The organism is Streptomyces sp. ALB3 (assembly GCF_044385685.1).
GTDB lineage: Bacteria > Actinomycetota > Actinomycetes > Streptomycetales > Streptomycetaceae > Streptomyces.
Genome location: NZ_JBISCE010000027.1, coordinates 177672 through 194529 on the forward strand (window position 1 = coordinate 177672; position 16858 = coordinate 194529).

Here is a 16858-nt window from a genome sequence, read left to right on the forward strand (position 1 = left end):
AGGACGCGGGCGAACCCGCCCGTGAGGGGGAGGTGGCCGTCGATGGCGAAGAGAGTGGTTCCCGAAGAGGCGCGCAGGCGACGCCGGCCCACCCGGCACGGCATGATCCTGTCCGAGCGGCTGATCGTGGACACCGCCCTTCGGATGCTGCGCGAGCACGGCAGTGCAGGGCTGACCGCACGACGGCTGGGCGCGGCCCTGGGGGCGGACCCCAGCACGTTGTACCGGTACTTCTCGGGGATGGACGACCTCACCCTCGCCATCGGCGAGGAGCTCATCGGCCGAGCCATGACCGGCTGGGCGCCGACCGGCGACTGGCGACGGGACCTGCGTGGACTGGGGCTGCGCATCCACGGCGCATACCTCGCCCACCCCCAGGCCGCGGTCCTCACCGCGAGCCGTGTCACGGGGCGCCCGCGCGAGATCGAGGCGGACGAGGCCGTCCTCGGCATCCTGCGTACGGCCGGGTTCACCGATCCGGACTCGGTGCGGATCTACCACGCCTTCATCGACCTGAGCCTGGCATTCGCCGCTCTGGACGCCGGTGCCCTCGCCCTGGCGACGGAGTCGCGCCAGGCCGACGAAGGCATGTGGGAATCGACGTACGCGAACCTGTCGGAGCGGAGCTTCCCGCACATCGCGGCCACGGCCGGTCTGCTGGCCGCGCGTATGACGTCCAGCGCCTACCCGACCGTGCTGGACATGCTGCTGGCGAGTGCCGCCGCCGAGCTCGCCGACGGAGGGTGAAACGCCAGGCCCCTGTGCGGAGCGTGGTCCGGCTGGGGCTTCGGGGGCCGCGCAGTGCCTTCTCGCGAGCACTTCACGAGGCATCACGGTAGACGACGGCGGGCGGCCCACGTCCGACATCCGGCCGGACGGGCCGTCGGGGTGCGAGCGCCCCGGCCTGAGGCAGGGGGGTGACCGGCAGCGGTCTGCTGCCGTGAGAATGGACGTCGGCCAGGGGCGCACCTGAGACGCCGGCTCACCCGACTCCATGGAGGACGAGAACAACATGACAAGGCCGGACCATGCCATCGGTGTACTCGTCCCACGCGACATGCCGGCACGGGAGTTCGTCACCTACGCCCGACACGCGGAGAGACACGGCTTCGATGAGTTGTGGGTGGTGGAGGATCTCGGGTACCACGGTGGGCTTTCCCAGGCAGCCACCGCCCTCGCCTCCACCACGCGTATCCGTGTCGGTGTCGGGCTGCTGCCGGCGGGCGCCCGCAACGTGGCCTTCGCCGCGATGGAGATCGCGACCCTGGCGCAACTGCATCCAGGACGCCTTGACGTCACCGTCGGCCACGGCATGCCGGTCTGGATGCGGGACGCCGGGGCGTGGCCCGAAAGTCCCCTGACGCTCCTGGGTGAGTACATCACCGCGCTGAAGGCGCTCCTCAGCGGACGAGTCGTCGACTGCCGAGGCCGGTATGTGCAGCTGAATGACGTACGGCTGCACGAGAGCGCTGTGCCGACAACCGTTCCTCTCGTTCTGGCCGGAGTACGGGGGGCCAGATCGCTGACCGTGGCCGGTGAGGTGGCGGACGGCACCGTCCTGGCGGAACCGGTGACGCCGCCCTACGTCGAGCAGGCCCTCAAGCACATCGCCCCAGCGGGCGCCCACCGCCTGGTCGCCTACAACGTCGCTGCTGTGGACGAGGATCCGGAGGCGGCTGTGGCAGCCGTTCGCCCCGCCCTGGAAGTGGTCGGCGAGCCCGACTGGCGGCCACACATCGCTCCGCTCCCCTTCCACGACGGTCTCCTCGAACTGCGCGCCCGCCACGACGACCCGCAGGACTTCGCCCGCGCCCTCCCGGACGAATGGGTGGGGCAGCTCGCCGTGGCGGGCACGCCGAGCCAGGCCCGGTCGCGCGTGAGCGAGCTGTTCGACGCGGGTGTCACCAGTGCCGTCCTGGCTCCGGTGGGCCCTGACTACCTTGCCTCCCTGGAAAGGCTGGCCGCGATCCTGTGACCGGGTGGGGCCTGCATGGGCCGTGCGCGACGGAGCGCAGCGCTTCGGGTCCCGGCCCGCCTACCTTCGTCTTCCGTGAGCCACAGGCCAGGCCGAGGGCCGCTGCCTTCGAGCAAGGCGTGCTGTTCACACGCGAGTACGTCGCGGGAGCCGACGCGTGACGGACTGGAGACGGTCCGGCGCCGAGGTTCTTGCGTTCCCACTGTGCAGGGCACGCCCGCATCCGTGCCCGGGGCGCGTGCACCCGGCTGCAACAGCCGACGGCCGTCGAGGGCGTCGAGGGCGTCGAGGCTTTCAGTCGCGGTCGTTGCGGGCCGCGGCGCGGATCGCTAGCTCTGCCGCCGAAAGCCCGTCGACCGGCGCCGCGTCGGACAACCCGGGTACACACACCACCTGGCCGGCCTCCAGTGCGGCCAGCGAGGCTTCGATCACCTGCTCCACCGGCATGCCCCCGTCCGCGTGCACGGACTGCTCACTCCCGCCCACGGGTTCCTCGCCGCGCGAGCGATGGAACTCGGTGGCGGTGAGGCCAGGACACAGGACCTGCAGACGCAAGGGTGAGCCGGACAGCTCGGCGGCGAGCGTCCGGGTGAACGTGACCACGTAGCCCTTGGTGCCGGCGTACACGGCGCGCTCGGGCAGCGGGTGCGGAGGCAGGGAAGCGGCGAACGCCAGCTGGGAGGCCACGTTGACCACCGTCCCCTGGCCCCGCTGAAGCATCCCCGGGACCGCTGCCCGGGCCAGCGCGGTGACGGCGAGGACATTGACGTTCAGGACCTTGGCCATCAGCCCCGGCTCCAGCGCGGCGAACGGGCCGTATCCGTTGATCCCTGCGTTGTTGCACAGGAACCCGATGTCGTCCTGTCCCGCCCGCTCCACCACACGCCCCAGGCCTTCGGGATCCGAAAGATCCGCCACCAGGGTCTCCACGGCCGTTCCGGTCGTTGCGCGCAGACGTGCAGCCGCTTCCTCGAGCCGTGGTCCCCGCCTGGCCACCAGGACGGTGTCCCACCCCCCGGCGGCCAGCCTCGCCGCGTAGGCCGCTCCGATGCCCGAGGAAGCACCCGTGACCAACGCCTTGCCCCGCTGTGCGCCCATCGCCTCTCCTGTCCTCAGCCTCACACTACGAGTGACCGGCGAGTAGCGCCGCCGCCGTCAGGAGGAAGGGAACGACGAACAACGCGGTCCCGAGGAGGTGCTGTGAACCACTCCCCGGGCCTCCCGGCCACGTGAGCGAGCACAACTCAGACGGCGCCGGTGGGGCGCGGCGTGGGGCAGTCCGCCAGAATCGTGGCGGCTCTGACTCGATAGGCACGGTAACGACGCAGATACGACCGTGCCATGGGGCCTGGCGGTACGCCGCGTGCGAAGGCTCGCATGTTGCGTTCACCCGCGTTGTAACCCAGGGCCAGAAGTTCGTCGCGGGTGTAGCGGCGCACGTGCCGCCGCGGAAGACTCCGGTCGAGGTCCTTCAGATGCAGGGCCGCCGCGTGTACGGCGAACGCCGGATCGTCGCGGAGATCCTGCCACCGTTCCGCGAGGCCGTGCGACCGTCGTACCTGTTCGAACGTCGCGCGGTGCATGTTGCCCACTCCGTAGGCCGCCCCGGGTTTCCACCACTGCCACAACCGCTCCAGAAGCGGATGATGAGGTTTGTAGGCCTCGTTGTGGAGAACCGTCATCACGAGCAGTGGTGAGACGCCGGACTCTTCCGCGCTGTGCAGGACACATGTGGCGTAGTCGGCCGGATCGTAGCCGCCTGGACGCAGTGGTGGCGTCCGGACGCCACCGTGGTCCACCGGCTTCGATGCCGCATTCGATCGCCCGGCCATCCTCACTCACCTCACCCTTGCTGTCCGCCCTCACTTGCAGAGCGGGGCATCCACCGAACTGTGGTGCACATGCCCCCGCGGACCGGCCTCAATCCACTGCCACCCACTCGCCCCTGGGCACGTCCAGGGCAGCGCACACCCGCCTGCCTCCCCGGCCGACGCGCTCGCCGCTCAACCAGCTGCCGGCGCCCGGCGCGCACCGGTCCTTCCGGGGGTGAGGCGGGCTCAGCTGCGCTGTCAGTCCGCTGACGTATTCTTCCCGCCATCGCACACCGACTGTGAGGACCAGAGACGTGACTGGCCTGTCCGCTTTCCCGCTGCCCTTTCACGCTTCCCGTTCCATAGCGTTCGCGGCACCCCGAACGCTGCGGGAACTCCAGATGATGCAGTGCAGCTCACACATCCGGGCGAAGTCGGGGTGGTTCGACAAGATGAACCACCCCGACATCGTCGACAGGTGGACGCGGGAGGCGGTCGCCCAGGGCCTCACCGAAGCGCAGATCCGTTACGTGCTTGACGAACTTCAGCACTACGCCGCGCTGCGGGACGGACGGACCGGCATCGAAGTGTCCGCCGTGGACGGGGTATGGCAGTCGGACACACTGATCGACGACGAGCTCCGGTCCCGGCTGCGCGAGGCCGTGCGGGTGCTGGAACAGGTACCGGAGACGGAGCGGGACTGGCATCCCGGGTCCGGCGGCCAGGTCCTGGATCTGGTCCATCCCTCACTGTTCTGCCTGGTGAGAGGGGTGAGCGGTGCGCCTGAGCGCGCGTGGCAGAACCCGACGGACCGTTACTCGAAGTACGAGTTCTCGGAAGACTTCCAGTGGCTCCCGACGGACGTCGACGTCAGTGACGACGGCGACGTCTCGTTCCGTTCGTACGTCAACAACGTGCACCCCGTCACTCATCGCGAGCTGGCCTCCGTCCTGCCGGACGTGTTCGCGCGCATGCGTCCCCTGCTGGAGAACGTGCTCACCGACCTGCGCCATCCGCGGCCCCTGCGGATCGAGGCTGATCCGTACGGGTGGTACGACTCGGAGCCGGAACATCCCGACAGGGCCTCCTACAGCGACGACGAAGCCTACGCGGAGGCTCTCGGCGCGTGGGAAGAGGCGGAGGACGACTGGTGGGAGAACCGCCGCCCGGTCATTCCGGACGCCCCGGCCTTCACCGTCCCCGAGTCGCCCGACGCCTCAGCCCGGGTCGACCTGCGCGGACGCCGTCTCCAGGTCATCGTCAAGCTCGCCACCATTCATCTCACACCGGACAAGCCCGAATACAACGGCGGCTCGTGGCACGTCGAGGGAATGCTGAACGAACGAATCGTCTCGACCGGGATCTACTACTGGGACAGCGAGAACATCACCGAAAGCCGGCTGAGTTTCCGTGCGGCCCTCGATGACCCGAACTACGAACAGAACGACGACAACGGTCTGCGTGAGGTCTACGGGCTGGAGGACGAGGACGCGCTGAACCAGATACTGGGTTCGGCATCGACCCCGGCCGGCCGCTGTCTGGCATTCCCGAACGTCCTGCAACACCGCGTCGGCTCTTTCCGTCTCACGGACCCCACCCGCCCGGGGCATCGCAAAATACTCGCGTTCTTCCTGGTCGACCCATCGGAAAGGATCGTCTCGACATCCGACGTGCCACCTCAGCAACCGTGGTCGGACACGTCGACGATGACGCTCGACCAAGCCAGGGAGTACCGCGAACAGCTCATGCGGGAACGCAAGTTCTTCGTCGACGAACACAACGAGCAGCTCTACGAGCGGGAGTTCTCCCTCTGCGAGCACTGAACGCACTGACCCCCTCCTGGCCTGCGTACGTCCAGGCCAAGAAGGCAGAGGCGGCCTGGAGGACAGGGCGCGATGTGGTGGCCAGGACATCTGTTGTCCGGCACGTTGACACCGGCGCGTCTCTCCGCTGTCGCGCTGCGCATCTGGGGGCCGGACAAGGGGGGGTGAGGACAGCTGGCGCATGTCCTGGGCGAGCAGAGCGACACTCCCCACAGTGACGCGCGGTCAACACGTCGACGCCCGCGCGTGCGGATCGCCGCGCGTCCGGCAGTAGCTAAACGGACGACCTCCTGCGTGTCTTCCGGCGTTTCGCCAGTGCTCCTTGCTCGGACCTCATGTGAGGCGGAACCAGGCACTTCGGTCGGTTGAAGAGGATGACGCAGGCCTCGGCCACGAGACATCCGATGATCACCACGACGGCGGCGAGACCCGCGAGGTCGAGACTGTCGCCGACGTCATCGCTCCAGAGGCCCGCCACCACCAGGAAACTTATGGCCCACAAGGAGACGACGGTGATGGCGAGTGAGCGGACCTCTCCTCGCCGTGCATCCGGTCCGAACGGGAGAAAGGTGAACACGGACAGGAAGAAGTCGACAAGCGCCGGGTCGCGCCAGAGCTGAAAGGCCTTCCAGGTCATGAAGCAAGCCCCGAGGACGAAGAAGCTCGTCAGTGCATAGATCATGTGCCATTCCTCGCTTGATGCCAGGTGGACCTGCCAACGAACCACGCCGAACGCCAGGTTGCGCCGCGTGCCCCCGGCACGGTCTGTCGTCGGCAGTACCACCACGCGGGTCGGGACGGACTTGGCGAGTTCATCCACGGATCATGGCAGCACTGGCGCTCACCCATGCGTACGCGGACCCGGTACCCGCCCGAAGCGCCTTGCCCAGCCCTTGGGACACTCCTCCTCTTTCACCAACCACGGGTGGTAGTGCGTACGCCCCAGGACGTCCCCGCTGTGTACGGCTGCCACGGCACCGACGACAGGCGTGGAAAGGAGGGTGAGGAACATCGGTGCGTGGCCGCCGTCGAAGGCGACTGTCACGACTACGGTCTCACCGAGGTACACCGTGCCCGCGACACAGCCGGCGAGCAACCCCCTCAACGGAGCCCGGCGAGCAAGCCACTCGGGCGACAGAGCGAGCGCCGCGCCGGTTACCCCACCGAGCAGGAGACCGACCCCCAGACTCCCGCCCGCGACGGCGACACCCCGCAGGAGAACCTCCAGTGCGTGGGCCGGCCCGGTGGGGAGCCACATCACCGCGCTGACGAGTGCCATGGCGCCGAAGACCACCGCCGGCACCGCCCCGATCCGTACGCCGAGCCGAACGCCCCGACCGACCGCAGTTCCGGCCATCCCGCACTCCCCCAGCTCGGTTGCCTCTGACCCTACGCGGCGCTGTGCCTGTCTCCGACGTCGAGGGGACGACTGCTCACGATCCGGCCGGGGCTGCGGGTCGACTACCCGGCCGGGGACCCGAGCAGGACCATCAGCTACTGCCCGACGGTCCGACGATCCGGCTGTTCAACGCGTGACACGGCCCGGCACGCCATCCTTCGCGCCCCCGCGCCCGGTCCGGAGGCCTGTTCGCGGTCGAGCCCTCAGGCGTCCCTGTCCCCTGTCGGCTCGCCGAACGTCCTTAACTGGCCGCACCGGCCTGTCGCTCTTCCTGAGCAGCTTGCACAAGAACCGGACCCAGATGGCTCAGCGACACCGACGGCGGTAGTAGGCGATCGTGACCACCGCGAGCAGCGGGCCCCACGCCAGCAGCGGCAGATAGCAGGCGGTCATCAGCCAGTAGAGGCCGCCCTCCGGGGAGCCTGCGGCGCCCATGTTGTCCGCGTCGTTCCAGCCGAACGCACCGGTGAACGTGACGACGGTGACGAGTGCCGCCCCGATCGAGGCAGGAATCACCGCGGCCGGCACGGGAACGCGCCGACCGCCCAGAACCGGTACCCAGCGCGGGACTTCCTCGCCCCAACTGTGGACCAGGCCCAGGGTGAGAAGCCCGAGTGCCTCGGCGAACAAACTCAGTCCGATGAGGTACGGAGACCCCTCACCTGGAAAGTTCTCCGGGTGCAGGACCTCATCGGTGAACCCGGAGTCCCAGCCCACGGCGACAGCGATACGCCACAGCCCGGACGGCACCAGGGTCAACGCGGCAGCGTGCGCCGCCAGACGGATGGAGCGCGGGACATGCGGCGCGGCCGGCACGAGCGTTGCGCCGTCCAGGGTGTCAGCCACGGCGCGACGCCCCCTCGGTCTGCGCGGGGGACTTCATGAGCTCTGCGTGGACCACCTCGAAGCCGCCCGTGATCACGGTCGTGAAGGACGCGGGGGCCATACACGTACCGGTCTGCGGCCTCATCGGCTGACCGTTCTCGTCGACGTGCTCAGGAGCGATGTTCACCACGCCCCATGAGAAGCCGAGCCGGGCCGGTTCGCCCTTTCCCGCCTGTTGGACGCTGATGCCCAGCCGGGTGCCGACGTCCTCGACGTTCGACTTCGTCACGACTGCCGTCAGCGTCGCCGTCCGGCCACTGGTGACCAGGCAGTCCACCTGGGCCTCCGCCCACCCGGACTCCCCGCTCGGGGCGGTGTGGGAGAACGTCAGCGTCCCCCGGGCGTCTGTGGACAGGCCTTCCGGAGCGATGGGAAGCACCGGTCGCGTGAACGGCCTCTGCTCGGCGCGGATGGTGAAGCGGATGTCGTCGTCGATCGACTCGATGTACGAGATGCGGGCTTGCCCGTGGACGCTCGCGGCCTTTGCCGGCTTCCTCTCGACGGACTCGGTCAGGTCCGCCGAAGCGGGCGCCGCAGCGACCAGCCCGGCGATGACCGCCATGGCTGCCGTGGCGCCGATCGCGGTGGTACGCATGTGGAACTCCCCTGGGTCGAAGGCTGTCTGCGTAATGTGGTGCCGGTTGAACGGTCTCAGCCTCGCCCTTGGCGCCCTGCGATCCCATCCGCCGATCGGCACAGAGTGGGCGCCTTCGCCCACCCCCTCCTATGCCGTTCGGCAGAGAGCCCCGCCGGGCCGCCCGCCCGTACGCTGATCACCATGTGGGAATCGAACGGCCCTGCCGTCACAGCACTGGGCGCTTCGCCGGCGCTCGCGGCCGCAGGCACCCTGGCGTGGGCCGTTGCCCGTCCCCGTGCGGGCCTTCGGCAGCGGCTCGGCCGTCTCGCCCGCCCGGTCACAGCCTGCGCCGCCCTCTCCCTGACCACCGGTTTCGCCTTACCCACGGCCGGTCCCGGTGCCCACTGGAAGCTGGCGGGGGCCGCTGTCCTCCTGCTCCTCCTGGCCGTGGTCACCCGCTGGTCACCGCCGCGCGAACTCATCTGCACCCTCCCGCCGACCGCCCTCGCGGTGGCCCTCTGGCCCCTGCCGCTGGTCACGGGCGAGACCTTCCTGGAGGCCATCGGGATCGCCACCTTCTGGCTTCTCCCCGTGGTCGGCGCGGTGGCTGCCGGCGCCTACCCCCGGCGCCAGGAACTCCGCCGGCGGCGTGCGGTGGCCGAGGCCCGCAGCGCCCAGCGCCTGCACCTGTCCCGTGACCTGCACGACTTCGTCGCCCATGACGTCAGCGGAATAGTCGTCCAGGCCCAAGCAGCCCGCTTCGTGGCCGCCACCGACCCGTCTCACGCCGTCCTCGCCCTGGAACGCATCGAGAAGGCAGGCCTGAGAGCACTCGCCTCGATGGACCGTGCCGTGGAGATGCTGCACGGCCCGGAGGCACCCGCCGTCGATCCGCTTCCCGATGTGTCCCGGCTTCCCTCGCTCATAAGGAACTTCAACGCAGCAGGCGCCACCGAGGCGGAACTGGTCATGGCTCCCCAGGTCGCGGACGCGCTTTCCCGGGAGGTGGGCGCCGCCGCATACCGCGTCGTCGTCGAGGCGCTGACCAACGTCCGCAGACACGCGCCGGGCGCCCACCACGCCACCGTCGTCCTGACCCGTACGGCCACGACCGTGGAGATCCGGGTAACCAACGACTGCGGCGCCGGATCTGCCCCGTCCCACCACCGCGCTTCCCCGGGCGGTCTCGGTCTCCCCGCCCTCACCGAACAGGCTCGGACTCTCGGCGGAACCCTTTCGGCGGGACCGATCGGCGGCGGTGGCTGGCAACTGACCGTCGCCCTGCCGACCTCGCTTCCGAAGAGGACATCATGACGACGAACGCCGCCCCCACCCGCATCCTCGTCGCCGACGACCAGGACGACGTCCGTAGTGGCTTCCGCCTGATACTCAACTCCCAGCCCGACATGGCCGTGGTCGGCGAGGCGGCGGACGGCCTCACCGCCGTCCACCTCGCCCGCACCTTGCGCCCGGATCTGGTTCTTGCCGACATCCGCATGCCGGGCCTGGACGGCCTCGAACTCACTCGGCGCCTCGCCGGCCCGGAAGCAGCCGTTCCCATGCGCGTTCTCGTCGTGACCACCTTCGACCACGACGACTACGTTCGCACGGCGCTGCACGACGGCGCCTGCGGGTTCCTGCTCAAGCGCTCGGGCCCCGGGCTGCTGATCGAGGGCGTCAGAGCAGCGATGGCCGGGGACGTCCTCGTCAGTCCCCAGGTCACGGTCCGTCTGCTCCAGACCCTCGCCCCCTCCCCCGCCCCCGTCTGCACGGCTCCGTCGCCTCTCACCGCCCGTGAGGAGGACGTCGTCCGTCTGGTCGCCGAGGGCCTCACCAACGCCGAGATCGGCGGGAAGCTCTTCATTTCAGCGGGCACCGCCAAGACCCATATCGCGAACGTCCAGGCGAAGCTGAAGGCCCGCAACCGGGTGGGTATCGCCGCCTGGGCCTGGGCGCACGGCCTGGCCGGTGCGGTCCCGCAGGAGTAGGGCGCACGCCCGGGACGCCGTGCAGCGGTGCCGGTGGGTCGGGCGTGCAGGCGCGTCGCCGGCACGGCTCCTCCCGCACACGGTTGCTCACTGCGTCAGGAGGGCCGCGCAGTAGGTGTCGACGCCCATCAACGGAGGCGGTGGGACGGCCGGCCGGATCGCTCGGACGTAGCGGGGGACCTCGCGGGACCAGCGCCGCATGGGCAGCCATGCGGCGACGTGGGCCTGTTCACGGTCGGTACCGCGGCGGCCCTGTCCACCGACGTCGTGACGCAGTCGCACCGGGCCTGTACCGCGCTTTATCGCGTGGTGGGTGAAGGTGTTCGCCACAGCGCGCATGTCGGCTTCGACGAAGACGTCCGGAAGGCCCGGGGCGTCGTGGTAGAGGCAGAGGAAGTCGAGGTCTATGAGGGCGTGCGTGACGTCCTCGGGGACGGTGACCGCGCGGTACGAGGGACGGAAGTCGGAGCCGTCGGCCTTCGGGGAGCCGGTCGCCTGCCAGCCCTGGTACACCCGGCCGAAGCTCGGCCAGTACGGCCAGCTGGCCACGCCACCGGCGACGGTGAGGTCGCCGCGCAGGGCGCGGGCCATCGCGGCGGCGCGTTCGCACCAGTAGGTGTCACCGGTGACGACGGCGAGCTGGACCGCGGTGCGGCCCATCGCGAGGAACTCGTTGGTGGGCAGCTCCGCGCCTGCGAAGGAGACCGGCTCGTCGGGCAGCCAGCGGTAGAACCCACGCCCGTCGTCCGTCGTGTCCCACTGCTCGTCGTGGACGCGCATCGCACGGTCGACGGCGTCGAGGTAACCGTCGAGGCGGTTGCGCACCGACCTGGGCACGGCGGCGGGGCGTTCGCGGGCCAGCCGGGCAAGACCCGCCATGGGATAGGTGATCATGCCGGTCTGCGCGGCGAGCGAGACCGTGGCCGGGCGTACCGGGAAGACTCCGGGGGCGGGGCGCCGGTTACCGGACACCGGCCGCTCCGGAAGGACGAGCCGGGCGGTGACCGCGGTGCGCTGCTCGTACGCGGCGTAGACGGCCCGGTCCGCCCGACGCTCGTCCAACGGGTCCAGGCTGAGCCCGTCCACGGTGAGGTCCCGTCGCTCGGGCCCGCTCACGGTGATGCTGAAGTGCCGCTCACCGTCCGGCGCGACGGTGACCTTCGCGGCCTTGGCGCGCGGCGGGCAGACCGTCACCTCGAGGGCGGGGCGGCCTTCCGTGTCGTGCAGGACGGCGGTGGCCGCGGTGAACTTGTGGGCGCTGCTCCACACCGGCAGGCAGCGGCCACGGAAGTCGCGGTTGCCGCGCACGTCGTCGCGGGCGAGGAGTACCTGGTCGATCAGTTCCGCCAGCCGCTCGGCGTACGCGGGCCTTCCGGTGCGCCGCGCCATCAACAGGTAGCCCTGCATGCGCCACGAGGTGCCCCAGCCGATCACTCCGGCCTCGTTGTGGGGTTGCACCTCCGGGCCGTTCACACCGATCAGGTTGCGCTCGGTCTCGTGGAAGGAACGTATGCCCGCGCGGCGCAGGCTCGTGAAGCGGTCTATGAATTCCGGCACCGGCTCAGTGTCGCACCGCGCCCTCGCGTGAAACGGGACTTCGGGGGCGGACTCGGACCGAAACCGTCACCGACCTTGTCGGCCCGCCCCTCCGTGCCGCAGTACGTGCCTCGGCGTTGCTGCTCGCTCCCGGACGGCCCGGGGACGCTACGCCCTCCCAGGACGCGTACGCGCATGCCCTCGGGCGAGCGACGCCACCACGACAGAACGAGGAACGCGGCTGGCCCAGCCCTACGGCCGCGACGACGTCGGCAGCGTGAGGATGTCGGCTCCGTCCTCGGTGATGGCGATCGTGTGCTCGCTGTGTGCCGTGCGACAGCCCGTCGCGCTCCGTAGCGTCCATCCGTCGGCGTCGGTGACGAGTTCGGCGGTGTCCGCCATGACCCACGGCTCCAGTGCCAGCAGCAACCCGGGACGCAGTTTGTATCCACGGCCGGGTCGTCCGGTGTTCGCGACATGCGGGTCCTGGTGCATCGTCGACCCGATGCCGTGCCCTCCGAACTGGGTGTTGATCTTGTATCCGGCCTCGCCGAGAACTGTCCCGATGGCGTGGGAGATGTCTCCGATGCGGACTCCGGGGCCGGCGGCGGCGATCCCCGCGGCCAGTGCGCGTTCGGTTGCCCTGATCATCGCGGCATCGCTCTCCGAGGGCTGCGCGGTGCCCACGACGAAACTGATGGCGGCGTCTGCGGCGACTCCGCGCATGGAGACGGCAAGGTCGAGGGTGAGGAGATCGCCGTCGGCGAGCGTGTAGTCGCGGGGCCGACCGTGAAGCACGGCATCGTTGACGGCCGTGCAGATGTAGTGGCCGAAGGGGCCGCGCCCGAAGGAGGGCGCGTAGTCGACGTAGCAGGACTGTGCTCCCGCCTCGACGATCATGGTCTTGGCCCACCGGTCGATGTCCAACAGATTCGTGCCGGTCGTGCTCCGGTCCTTCAGTGTCTGCAGGATGTCTGCGACCAGGGCGCCTGTGTCTGCCGCCCGGGCCAGCAGTGCGGGGTTCAGGATCTCGATCATGTGCCACTTTCCTCACGGAACCAACAACTATACCGGTCAAACTATACCGGTACGGGAGTCGTGGTCCCGGCCGGACCGCCCGCGATTCCGGTGAGACCCACGCGGCGACGCGCGGTGCGCACGTGGGATCAGTCCGGGGAACGGGGTTGCCCGACACGGCGCCGGCGCCGCGATCGCACCGGTCACGCGGAGATCATTCCCGGGGGTCAGGGTGCGTTCGCCGGACCGACAGACTGGAGACGGATGAGGGAACAGGACGAAGCCCGGCAGATCGCGGTGGAGCTTCTCGCCCGCAGCCGGCGCGAGGACGAGCCGCCTCTCGCCATCGGCACGGAGCAGGTCCGCCGGAGCGACGGGCTCTTGATCATGCCCTACGACTCCGTGCAGTGCCTGGCCTCGCGTAATCGGAGGCGACAGCCGCTGAACTGCCGGCCCGTCCTCGTCGACCTGGCAGGCGGAGACATGCGGTTCGGGACGCTGGACGAGCAACACATGCGGAGAAGCCCGAGCGCATGAGGGCTGTCCCGCCACAGTTACGGGACAGCCCCAGAAGTGCGGGAAGCACCGTCGGGGCAGGGTGACCCCACAGGTCCCCTGCCCCGACGGAGCTCGGTCGGCCGGGCGGCGAGTTACCGGCGCCTGGCGGAAGCCGGTGCCGTACGCGGCGCTCCGCTGCTCAGCCGAAGCTCACGTCGCTGCACCACATGTATGCCTGGTCGAGGTGTGAGGCCTGCCAGATCACGAACACGATGTGGTGTCCGGTGTAGCCGGAGGTCTGGACGGGGAACGTGATGTCCTGTGCCGGGGCGAAGCGGCCGGTCTGTGTGATGAGGTCAAGGTTGCCCCAGCCCAGGGTCTGGGTCTTGGGGTTGAAACCCTGCTTGCTCACGTAGACCTTGAAGTAGTCGGCACCGTGGGACGCCTGGTCGTACAGGTGGACCGAGAAGTTGTTGCCGACGGGTGTGGTCTTCCACTGCCCGGGCTTGTTCAGGCTGGCGTTCCTCGACAGGTTGTTGCTGCAGAGCGTCCCATCGGGGGTCCGCGCCTGGAACTGGCCGCCGAGACCGTCGCGGAGCGCGCTCATCCAGTTCCACATGGTGTCGGTGTTGGCCTGCCAGGCCTGCCAGCACATGGGGTCTTCAGTCTGCATGGCCGGATTGGTGTGGTTGCTGCCCCACGTCTTCCAGCACTGGTACGCGCGGGAGGCGGGGCCGACGATGGTGCCGTGAGCCTGAGCGGGGGCCGACCAGGTCAGTGCGCCGACCACCACGGCGAACAGCATGACGAGCGCGTGGACAGGCCGACGGAGGAACGACCGCGAACGCCCGGTTAACGGACTCTTCTTACGCATGTGGGGGAACCCCTTCCAGTTGCAAGGCTGTCATGGGAGCGCTCCCAACGGTACGACTTCTAAGTGAAATGTCAATGAAACAAACGGAGTTGACCGTGAAGTTGGCGGTGAGCAGGGAATCTGCCCTGCGCGCCCGGCGGTGAGAAGTGTGTCCCGGGACCGGGAGGCGCCCGGGCCCCCGGGACCGGCGCGCGGGAAAGCGACCGACGACACACGTAGCGGCCACCTGGCCGGGTCCGACCGCAACTGGTCCCGTCCGAGGGCGAAGCCCGTCCACCGCAGCGGGGCAACCGCCTCCTGCCCTTCCGGCAATCTCAGCCCTCGACCGACTCGGCCAACGTGCCCGTTTCACAACGGACTTGAGCCAGCGAACCCGCCGTGGCGACATCAGGACGGGCCGGACCGAGGAAGCCGAACATCGCGTCCGGAGGACCGTCGGCTCAACATGACGCCGTGTCGATCGCGGTCTTGCAGATTCGGACCAACAGGGGAGACTGCCTTCACGACCGGGCCGGGCCGGCCCCCGGCGGGGCCATGCCACACGGACGGTCCACCGTCACTCCACCGAGATGAGGCCTCATGAACCGATACCGAGCCGCCGTCAGTGCGGCCGCCGTGACCCTGTTCACCGCCGGGCTCGCCGTCGGCCCGGCAGCCGCCGCCACTACCACCGAGGCGAAGGCCCGCGTCGGAGCCGACTGGACGACTCAGTCGATCGTCTTCACCGCAGCTGCCGGACAGACCAACGACCTCAGCATATTCTCGATGTACACCAGCGACGGCATCCGGCGGATCGGCTTCAGCGACGTGGTTCCGCTGGAAGCGGGCGACCACTGTGCGTACTCCAGAGCCGAGGACACCACCTCCGTCGTCTGCGAACTGCCCGCCGACAGCGCACGGCCCGACAGGATCGACGTCATCCTCGGCGACGGCGACGACACCGTCGCCGCCTTCACACCCGGGGTCGGCACCGTCAGCGGCGGCTCCGGCGACGACGAACTGCACGCTCACACGGCACGCACGGTGCTGGGCGGCGCGGGGAACGACATGGTCATGGGACCCGCCGCCCTGCACGGTGGAGACGGCATGGACCACCTGATGGGTGACAGCAGCAACCAGCAGATGTGGGGCGGACGGGGCGACGACATGTTCGAGGGTTACGGCGGCGACGACAGCGTGTACGCCGGTCCCGGCGACGACCACGCCATGGGCGGGGACGGCCGCGACATCCTCCTCGGCGGCCCCGGCGACGACACACTGGACGGCGAAGGTGGCGACGACCTCGTCTGCGGCGGCACCGGGAAGGACGCCCTCGAAGGCGGACCCGGCCGCGACGTGGTCCTCCCGTAAGCCGCCTCCATGCCCGAAACCTCTGTCCCGCGGCGCGGAGACGGCGTCGCGGGCGCCGAGCGACCACCGCCGGCGACCCGCCACCCGAGCCTGGGGACCTGGGAGGTCGACCAGCAGGAGATCGGCACGGTGAGCTGCTGCGTCACCCGGATCGGGACCCGACCCGGTCCTTCAACACATGAGGAGAGGAATCCTGTCGATGCGCGTCCTCCTGATCGGGCCGCCCGGAGCCGGCAAGGGCACCCAGGCAGTGCGCATCGCCGCACATCTGTCCATCCAGCACATCTCCACCGGTGACCTGTTCCGCGAGCACATCGACCGGGGCACCGAACTCGGGCAGCGAGCCCACACGCGCATACGGGTCGGCCTGCTGGTACCGGACGAGGTCACGATCGGGGTGATCAACGACCGCCTCGCCCGTCCGGACACCGAGCGAGGATTCCTGCTGGACGGCTTTCCCCGCAATCTGCGGCAGGCACGGGCGCTGGACGGCATCCTGGCGTCCTCCCGGTCAAGGCTGGACACGGTGCTCGATCTGAGGATTCCCGAGGCCGAGGTGGTCAGGCGGATCGCTGGACGACGGCTGTGCCGTCGCGATCGCGAGCACATCTTCCACGTCGACCACAGCCCACCTGAAGTGGCAGGAGCCTGCGACGTCTGCGGCGGTGATCTGTACCAGCGCGACGACGACCGCGAGGCAACCGTTCACAGGCGGTTGGAGGTCTATCGCAGCGAGACGGAACCGGTTGTCGACCACTACGAGGCCCAGGGTCTGGTGACCGCGATCCCGGCCCTCGGCCCGGTCCAGGAGGTCCTGGACCAGGCGCTGGGCGCGATCAGCCGGAGCCAGGGGGTCGCCGAGGACTGCTGACTCCCCCGCCCGCCCAAGCCACCACGGCGGCCGCGTCGTGGCCCCGCACCAGCCTGCCGACTTCGCGAGGACGGTGACGCCACTCCCCGGTGAAGGGCAACGGGCTCGGCGGACGGGCCGGCCAGGGCCTCGTCCTGGAGGGAGGGGGCAAACGGGACCCGGTAGCTGGTGAGCGGGCATCAGTGTGCCGTCGTCCGGCGCCCCTCCGCAGCGGAATGGCCGGCGGGCGGCCACCGCTCCCCACCGATGCACCG

17 protein-coding genes are annotated in these 16858 nt (G+C 69.7%); 8 read left to right on the top strand and 9 right to left on the bottom strand.

Features of this window, described 5'->3' with window-relative positions; genetic code table 11:
• Positions 1–42: 42 nt before the first annotated feature.
• Positions 43–747 carry a TetR/AcrR family transcriptional regulator gene (locus ACHFIV_RS15915; RefSeq protein ID WP_398968626.1) on the top strand — a complete coding sequence of 235 codons (705 nt, stop codon included), beginning with the start codon at positions 43–45 and terminating at the stop codon, positions 745–747.
• 265 nt (positions 748–1012) lie between these two features.
• The gene (locus ACHFIV_RS15920) at positions 1013–1975 is read left to right on the top strand and encodes an LLM class flavin-dependent oxidoreductase (protein ID WP_398968629.1); all 963 of its coding nucleotides are present in this window, start codon (positions 1013–1015) and stop codon (positions 1973–1975) included.
• A gap of 294 nt (positions 1976–2269) precedes the next feature.
• Here ACHFIV_RS15920 and ACHFIV_RS15925 read toward each other — a convergent pair whose 3' ends face one another.
• Both ACHFIV_RS15925 and ACHFIV_RS15930 read right to left on the bottom strand, forming a co-directional pair.
• Positions 2270–3073, bottom strand: coding sequence for an SDR family NAD(P)-dependent oxidoreductase (locus ACHFIV_RS15925; protein WP_398968632.1), 804 nt, complete (start codon positions 3071–3073; stop codon positions 2270–2272).
• Positions 3074–3219: 146 nt separating this feature from the next.
• Positions 3220–3807 carry a lytic transglycosylase domain-containing protein gene (locus ACHFIV_RS15930; protein ID WP_398968634.1) on the bottom strand — a complete coding sequence of 196 codons (588 nt, stop codon included), beginning with the start codon at positions 3805–3807 and terminating at the stop codon, positions 3220–3222.
• A gap of 293 nt (positions 3808–4100) precedes the next feature.
• On the opposite strand from ACHFIV_RS15930, the gene ACHFIV_RS15935 reads away from it, so the two are divergent.
• A complete protein-coding gene (locus tag ACHFIV_RS15935; RefSeq protein WP_398968637.1) occupies positions 4101–5609 on the top strand; it encodes a DUF4246 domain-containing protein in 1509 nt (502 codons plus the stop codon).
• Positions 5610–5883: 274 nt separating this feature from the next.
• Here the strand turns inward: ACHFIV_RS15935 and ACHFIV_RS15940 are convergent, their stop codons facing one another.
• The 4 genes from ACHFIV_RS15940 to ACHFIV_RS15955 form a co-directional block, all read right to left on the bottom strand.
• Positions 5884–6429, bottom strand: a complete 546-nt coding sequence (locus ACHFIV_RS15940; RefSeq protein ID WP_398968640.1) for a hypothetical protein — start codon at positions 6427–6429, stop codon at positions 5884–5886.
• Between the two features lie 21 nt (positions 6430–6450).
• Positions 6451–6966: a hypothetical protein gene (locus ACHFIV_RS15945; protein WP_398968642.1), complete on the bottom strand. Its 516-nt coding sequence runs from the start codon at positions 6964–6966 to the stop codon at positions 6451–6453.
• 348 nt (positions 6967–7314) lie between these two features.
• Entirely contained in the window at positions 7315–7854 is a 540-nt protein-coding gene (locus ACHFIV_RS15950; RefSeq protein WP_398968645.1) for a hypothetical protein, read from the bottom strand.
• The gene (locus tag ACHFIV_RS15955; protein ID WP_398968647.1) at positions 7847–8488 is read right to left on the bottom strand and encodes a hypothetical protein; all 642 of its coding nucleotides are present in this window, start codon (positions 8486–8488) and stop codon (positions 7847–7849) included. Before ACHFIV_RS15955 ends, ACHFIV_RS15950 begins: the two co-directional genes overlap by 8 nt.
• Positions 8489–8671: 183 nt before the next feature.
• On the opposite strand from ACHFIV_RS15955, the gene ACHFIV_RS15960 reads away from it, so the two are divergent.
• Together ACHFIV_RS15960 and ACHFIV_RS15965 are read left to right on the top strand one after the other, a co-directional pair.
• The gene (locus tag ACHFIV_RS15960; RefSeq protein WP_398968650.1) at positions 8672–9784 is read left to right on the top strand and encodes a sensor histidine kinase; all 1113 of its coding nucleotides are present in this window, start codon (positions 8672–8674) and stop codon (positions 9782–9784) included.
• Positions 9781–10458 carry a response regulator gene (locus ACHFIV_RS15965; protein ID WP_398968652.1) on the top strand — a complete coding sequence of 226 codons (678 nt, stop codon included), beginning with the start codon at positions 9781–9783 and terminating at the stop codon, positions 10456–10458. Before ACHFIV_RS15960 ends, ACHFIV_RS15965 begins: the two co-directional genes overlap by 4 nt.
• 87 nt (positions 10459–10545) lie before the next feature.
• Here ACHFIV_RS15965 and ACHFIV_RS15970 read toward each other — a convergent pair whose 3' ends face one another.
• The gene (locus ACHFIV_RS15970) at positions 10546–12015 is read right to left on the bottom strand and encodes a hypothetical protein (RefSeq protein ID WP_398968655.1); all 1470 of its coding nucleotides are present in this window, start codon (positions 12013–12015) and stop codon (positions 10546–10548) included.
• Between the two features lie 231 nt (positions 12016–12246).
• On the bottom strand, positions 12247–13032 hold the full coding sequence (gene map, locus ACHFIV_RS15975) for a type I methionyl aminopeptidase (RefSeq protein ID WP_398968657.1): 786 nt from the start codon (positions 13030–13032) through the stop codon (positions 12247–12249).
• A 243-nt stretch (positions 13033–13275) separates the two neighbouring features.
• On the opposite strand from map, the gene ACHFIV_RS15980 reads away from it, so the two are divergent.
• Positions 13276–13548, top strand: coding sequence for a hypothetical protein (locus ACHFIV_RS15980; RefSeq protein WP_398968661.1), 273 nt, complete (start codon positions 13276–13278; stop codon positions 13546–13548).
• Between the two features lie 160 nt (positions 13549–13708).
• On the opposite strand, the gene ACHFIV_RS15985 is transcribed toward ACHFIV_RS15980, so the two are convergent.
• Complete coding sequence (locus ACHFIV_RS15985; protein WP_398969696.1) at positions 13709–14314, bottom strand: lytic polysaccharide monooxygenase auxiliary activity family 9 protein; 606 nt, start codon at positions 14312–14314, stop codon at positions 13709–13711.
• A gap of 648 nt (positions 14315–14962) precedes the next feature.
• Between ACHFIV_RS15985 and ACHFIV_RS15990 the strand changes: the two genes are divergently transcribed.
• Together ACHFIV_RS15990 and ACHFIV_RS15995 are read left to right on the top strand one after the other, a co-directional pair.
• Positions 14963–15733, top strand: coding sequence for a calcium-binding protein (locus ACHFIV_RS15990; RefSeq protein WP_398968664.1), 771 nt, complete (start codon positions 14963–14965; stop codon positions 15731–15733).
• Positions 15734–15932: 199 nt separating this feature from the next.
• Positions 15933–16604: an adenylate kinase gene (locus ACHFIV_RS15995; protein WP_398968667.1), complete on the top strand. Its 672-nt coding sequence runs from the start codon at positions 15933–15935 to the stop codon at positions 16602–16604.
• Positions 16605–16858: the final 254 nt, after the last annotated feature.

Coding starts and splice junctions, on each gene's coding strand:
- ACHFIV_RS15980 (WP_398968661.1), top strand. CDS start 13,276: ATGAGGGAACAGGACGAAGCCCGGCAGATCGCGGTGGAGCTTCTCGCC.
- ACHFIV_RS15945 (WP_398968642.1), bottom strand. CDS start 6,966: ATGGCCGGAACTGCGGTCGGTCGGGGCGTTCGGCTCGGCGTACGGATC.
- ACHFIV_RS15990 (WP_398968664.1), top strand. CDS start 14,963: ATGAACCGATACCGAGCCGCCGTCAGTGCGGCCGCCGTGACCCTGTTC.
- ACHFIV_RS15960 (WP_398968650.1), top strand. CDS start 8,672: ATGTGGGAATCGAACGGCCCTGCCGTCACAGCACTGGGCGCTTCGCCG.
- map (WP_398968657.1), bottom strand. CDS start 13,032: ATGATCGAGATCCTGAACCCCGCACTGCTGGCCCGGGCGGCAGACACA.
- ACHFIV_RS15995 (WP_398968667.1), top strand. CDS start 15,933: ATGCGCGTCCTCCTGATCGGGCCGCCCGGAGCCGGCAAGGGCACCCAG.
- ACHFIV_RS15930 (WP_398968634.1), bottom strand. CDS start 3,807: ATGGCCGGGCGATCGAATGCGGCATCGAAGCCGGTGGACCACGGTGGC.
- ACHFIV_RS15920 (WP_398968629.1), top strand. CDS start 1,013: ATGACAAGGCCGGACCATGCCATCGGTGTACTCGTCCCACGCGACATG.
- ACHFIV_RS15955 (WP_398968647.1), bottom strand. CDS start 8,488: ATGCGTACCACCGCGATCGGCGCCACGGCAGCCATGGCGGTCATCGCC.
- ACHFIV_RS15925 (WP_398968632.1), bottom strand. CDS start 3,073: ATGGGCGCACAGCGGGGCAAGGCGTTGGTCACGGGTGCTTCCTCGGGC.
- ACHFIV_RS15915 (WP_398968626.1), top strand. CDS start 43: ATGGCGAAGAGAGTGGTTCCCGAAGAGGCGCGCAGGCGACGCCGGCCC.
- ACHFIV_RS15985 (WP_398969696.1), bottom strand. CDS start 14,314: ATGCTGTTCGCCGTGGTGGTCGGCGCACTGACCTGGTCGGCCCCCGCT.
- ACHFIV_RS15965 (WP_398968652.1), top strand. CDS start 9,781: ATGACGACGAACGCCGCCCCCACCCGCATCCTCGTCGCCGACGACCAG.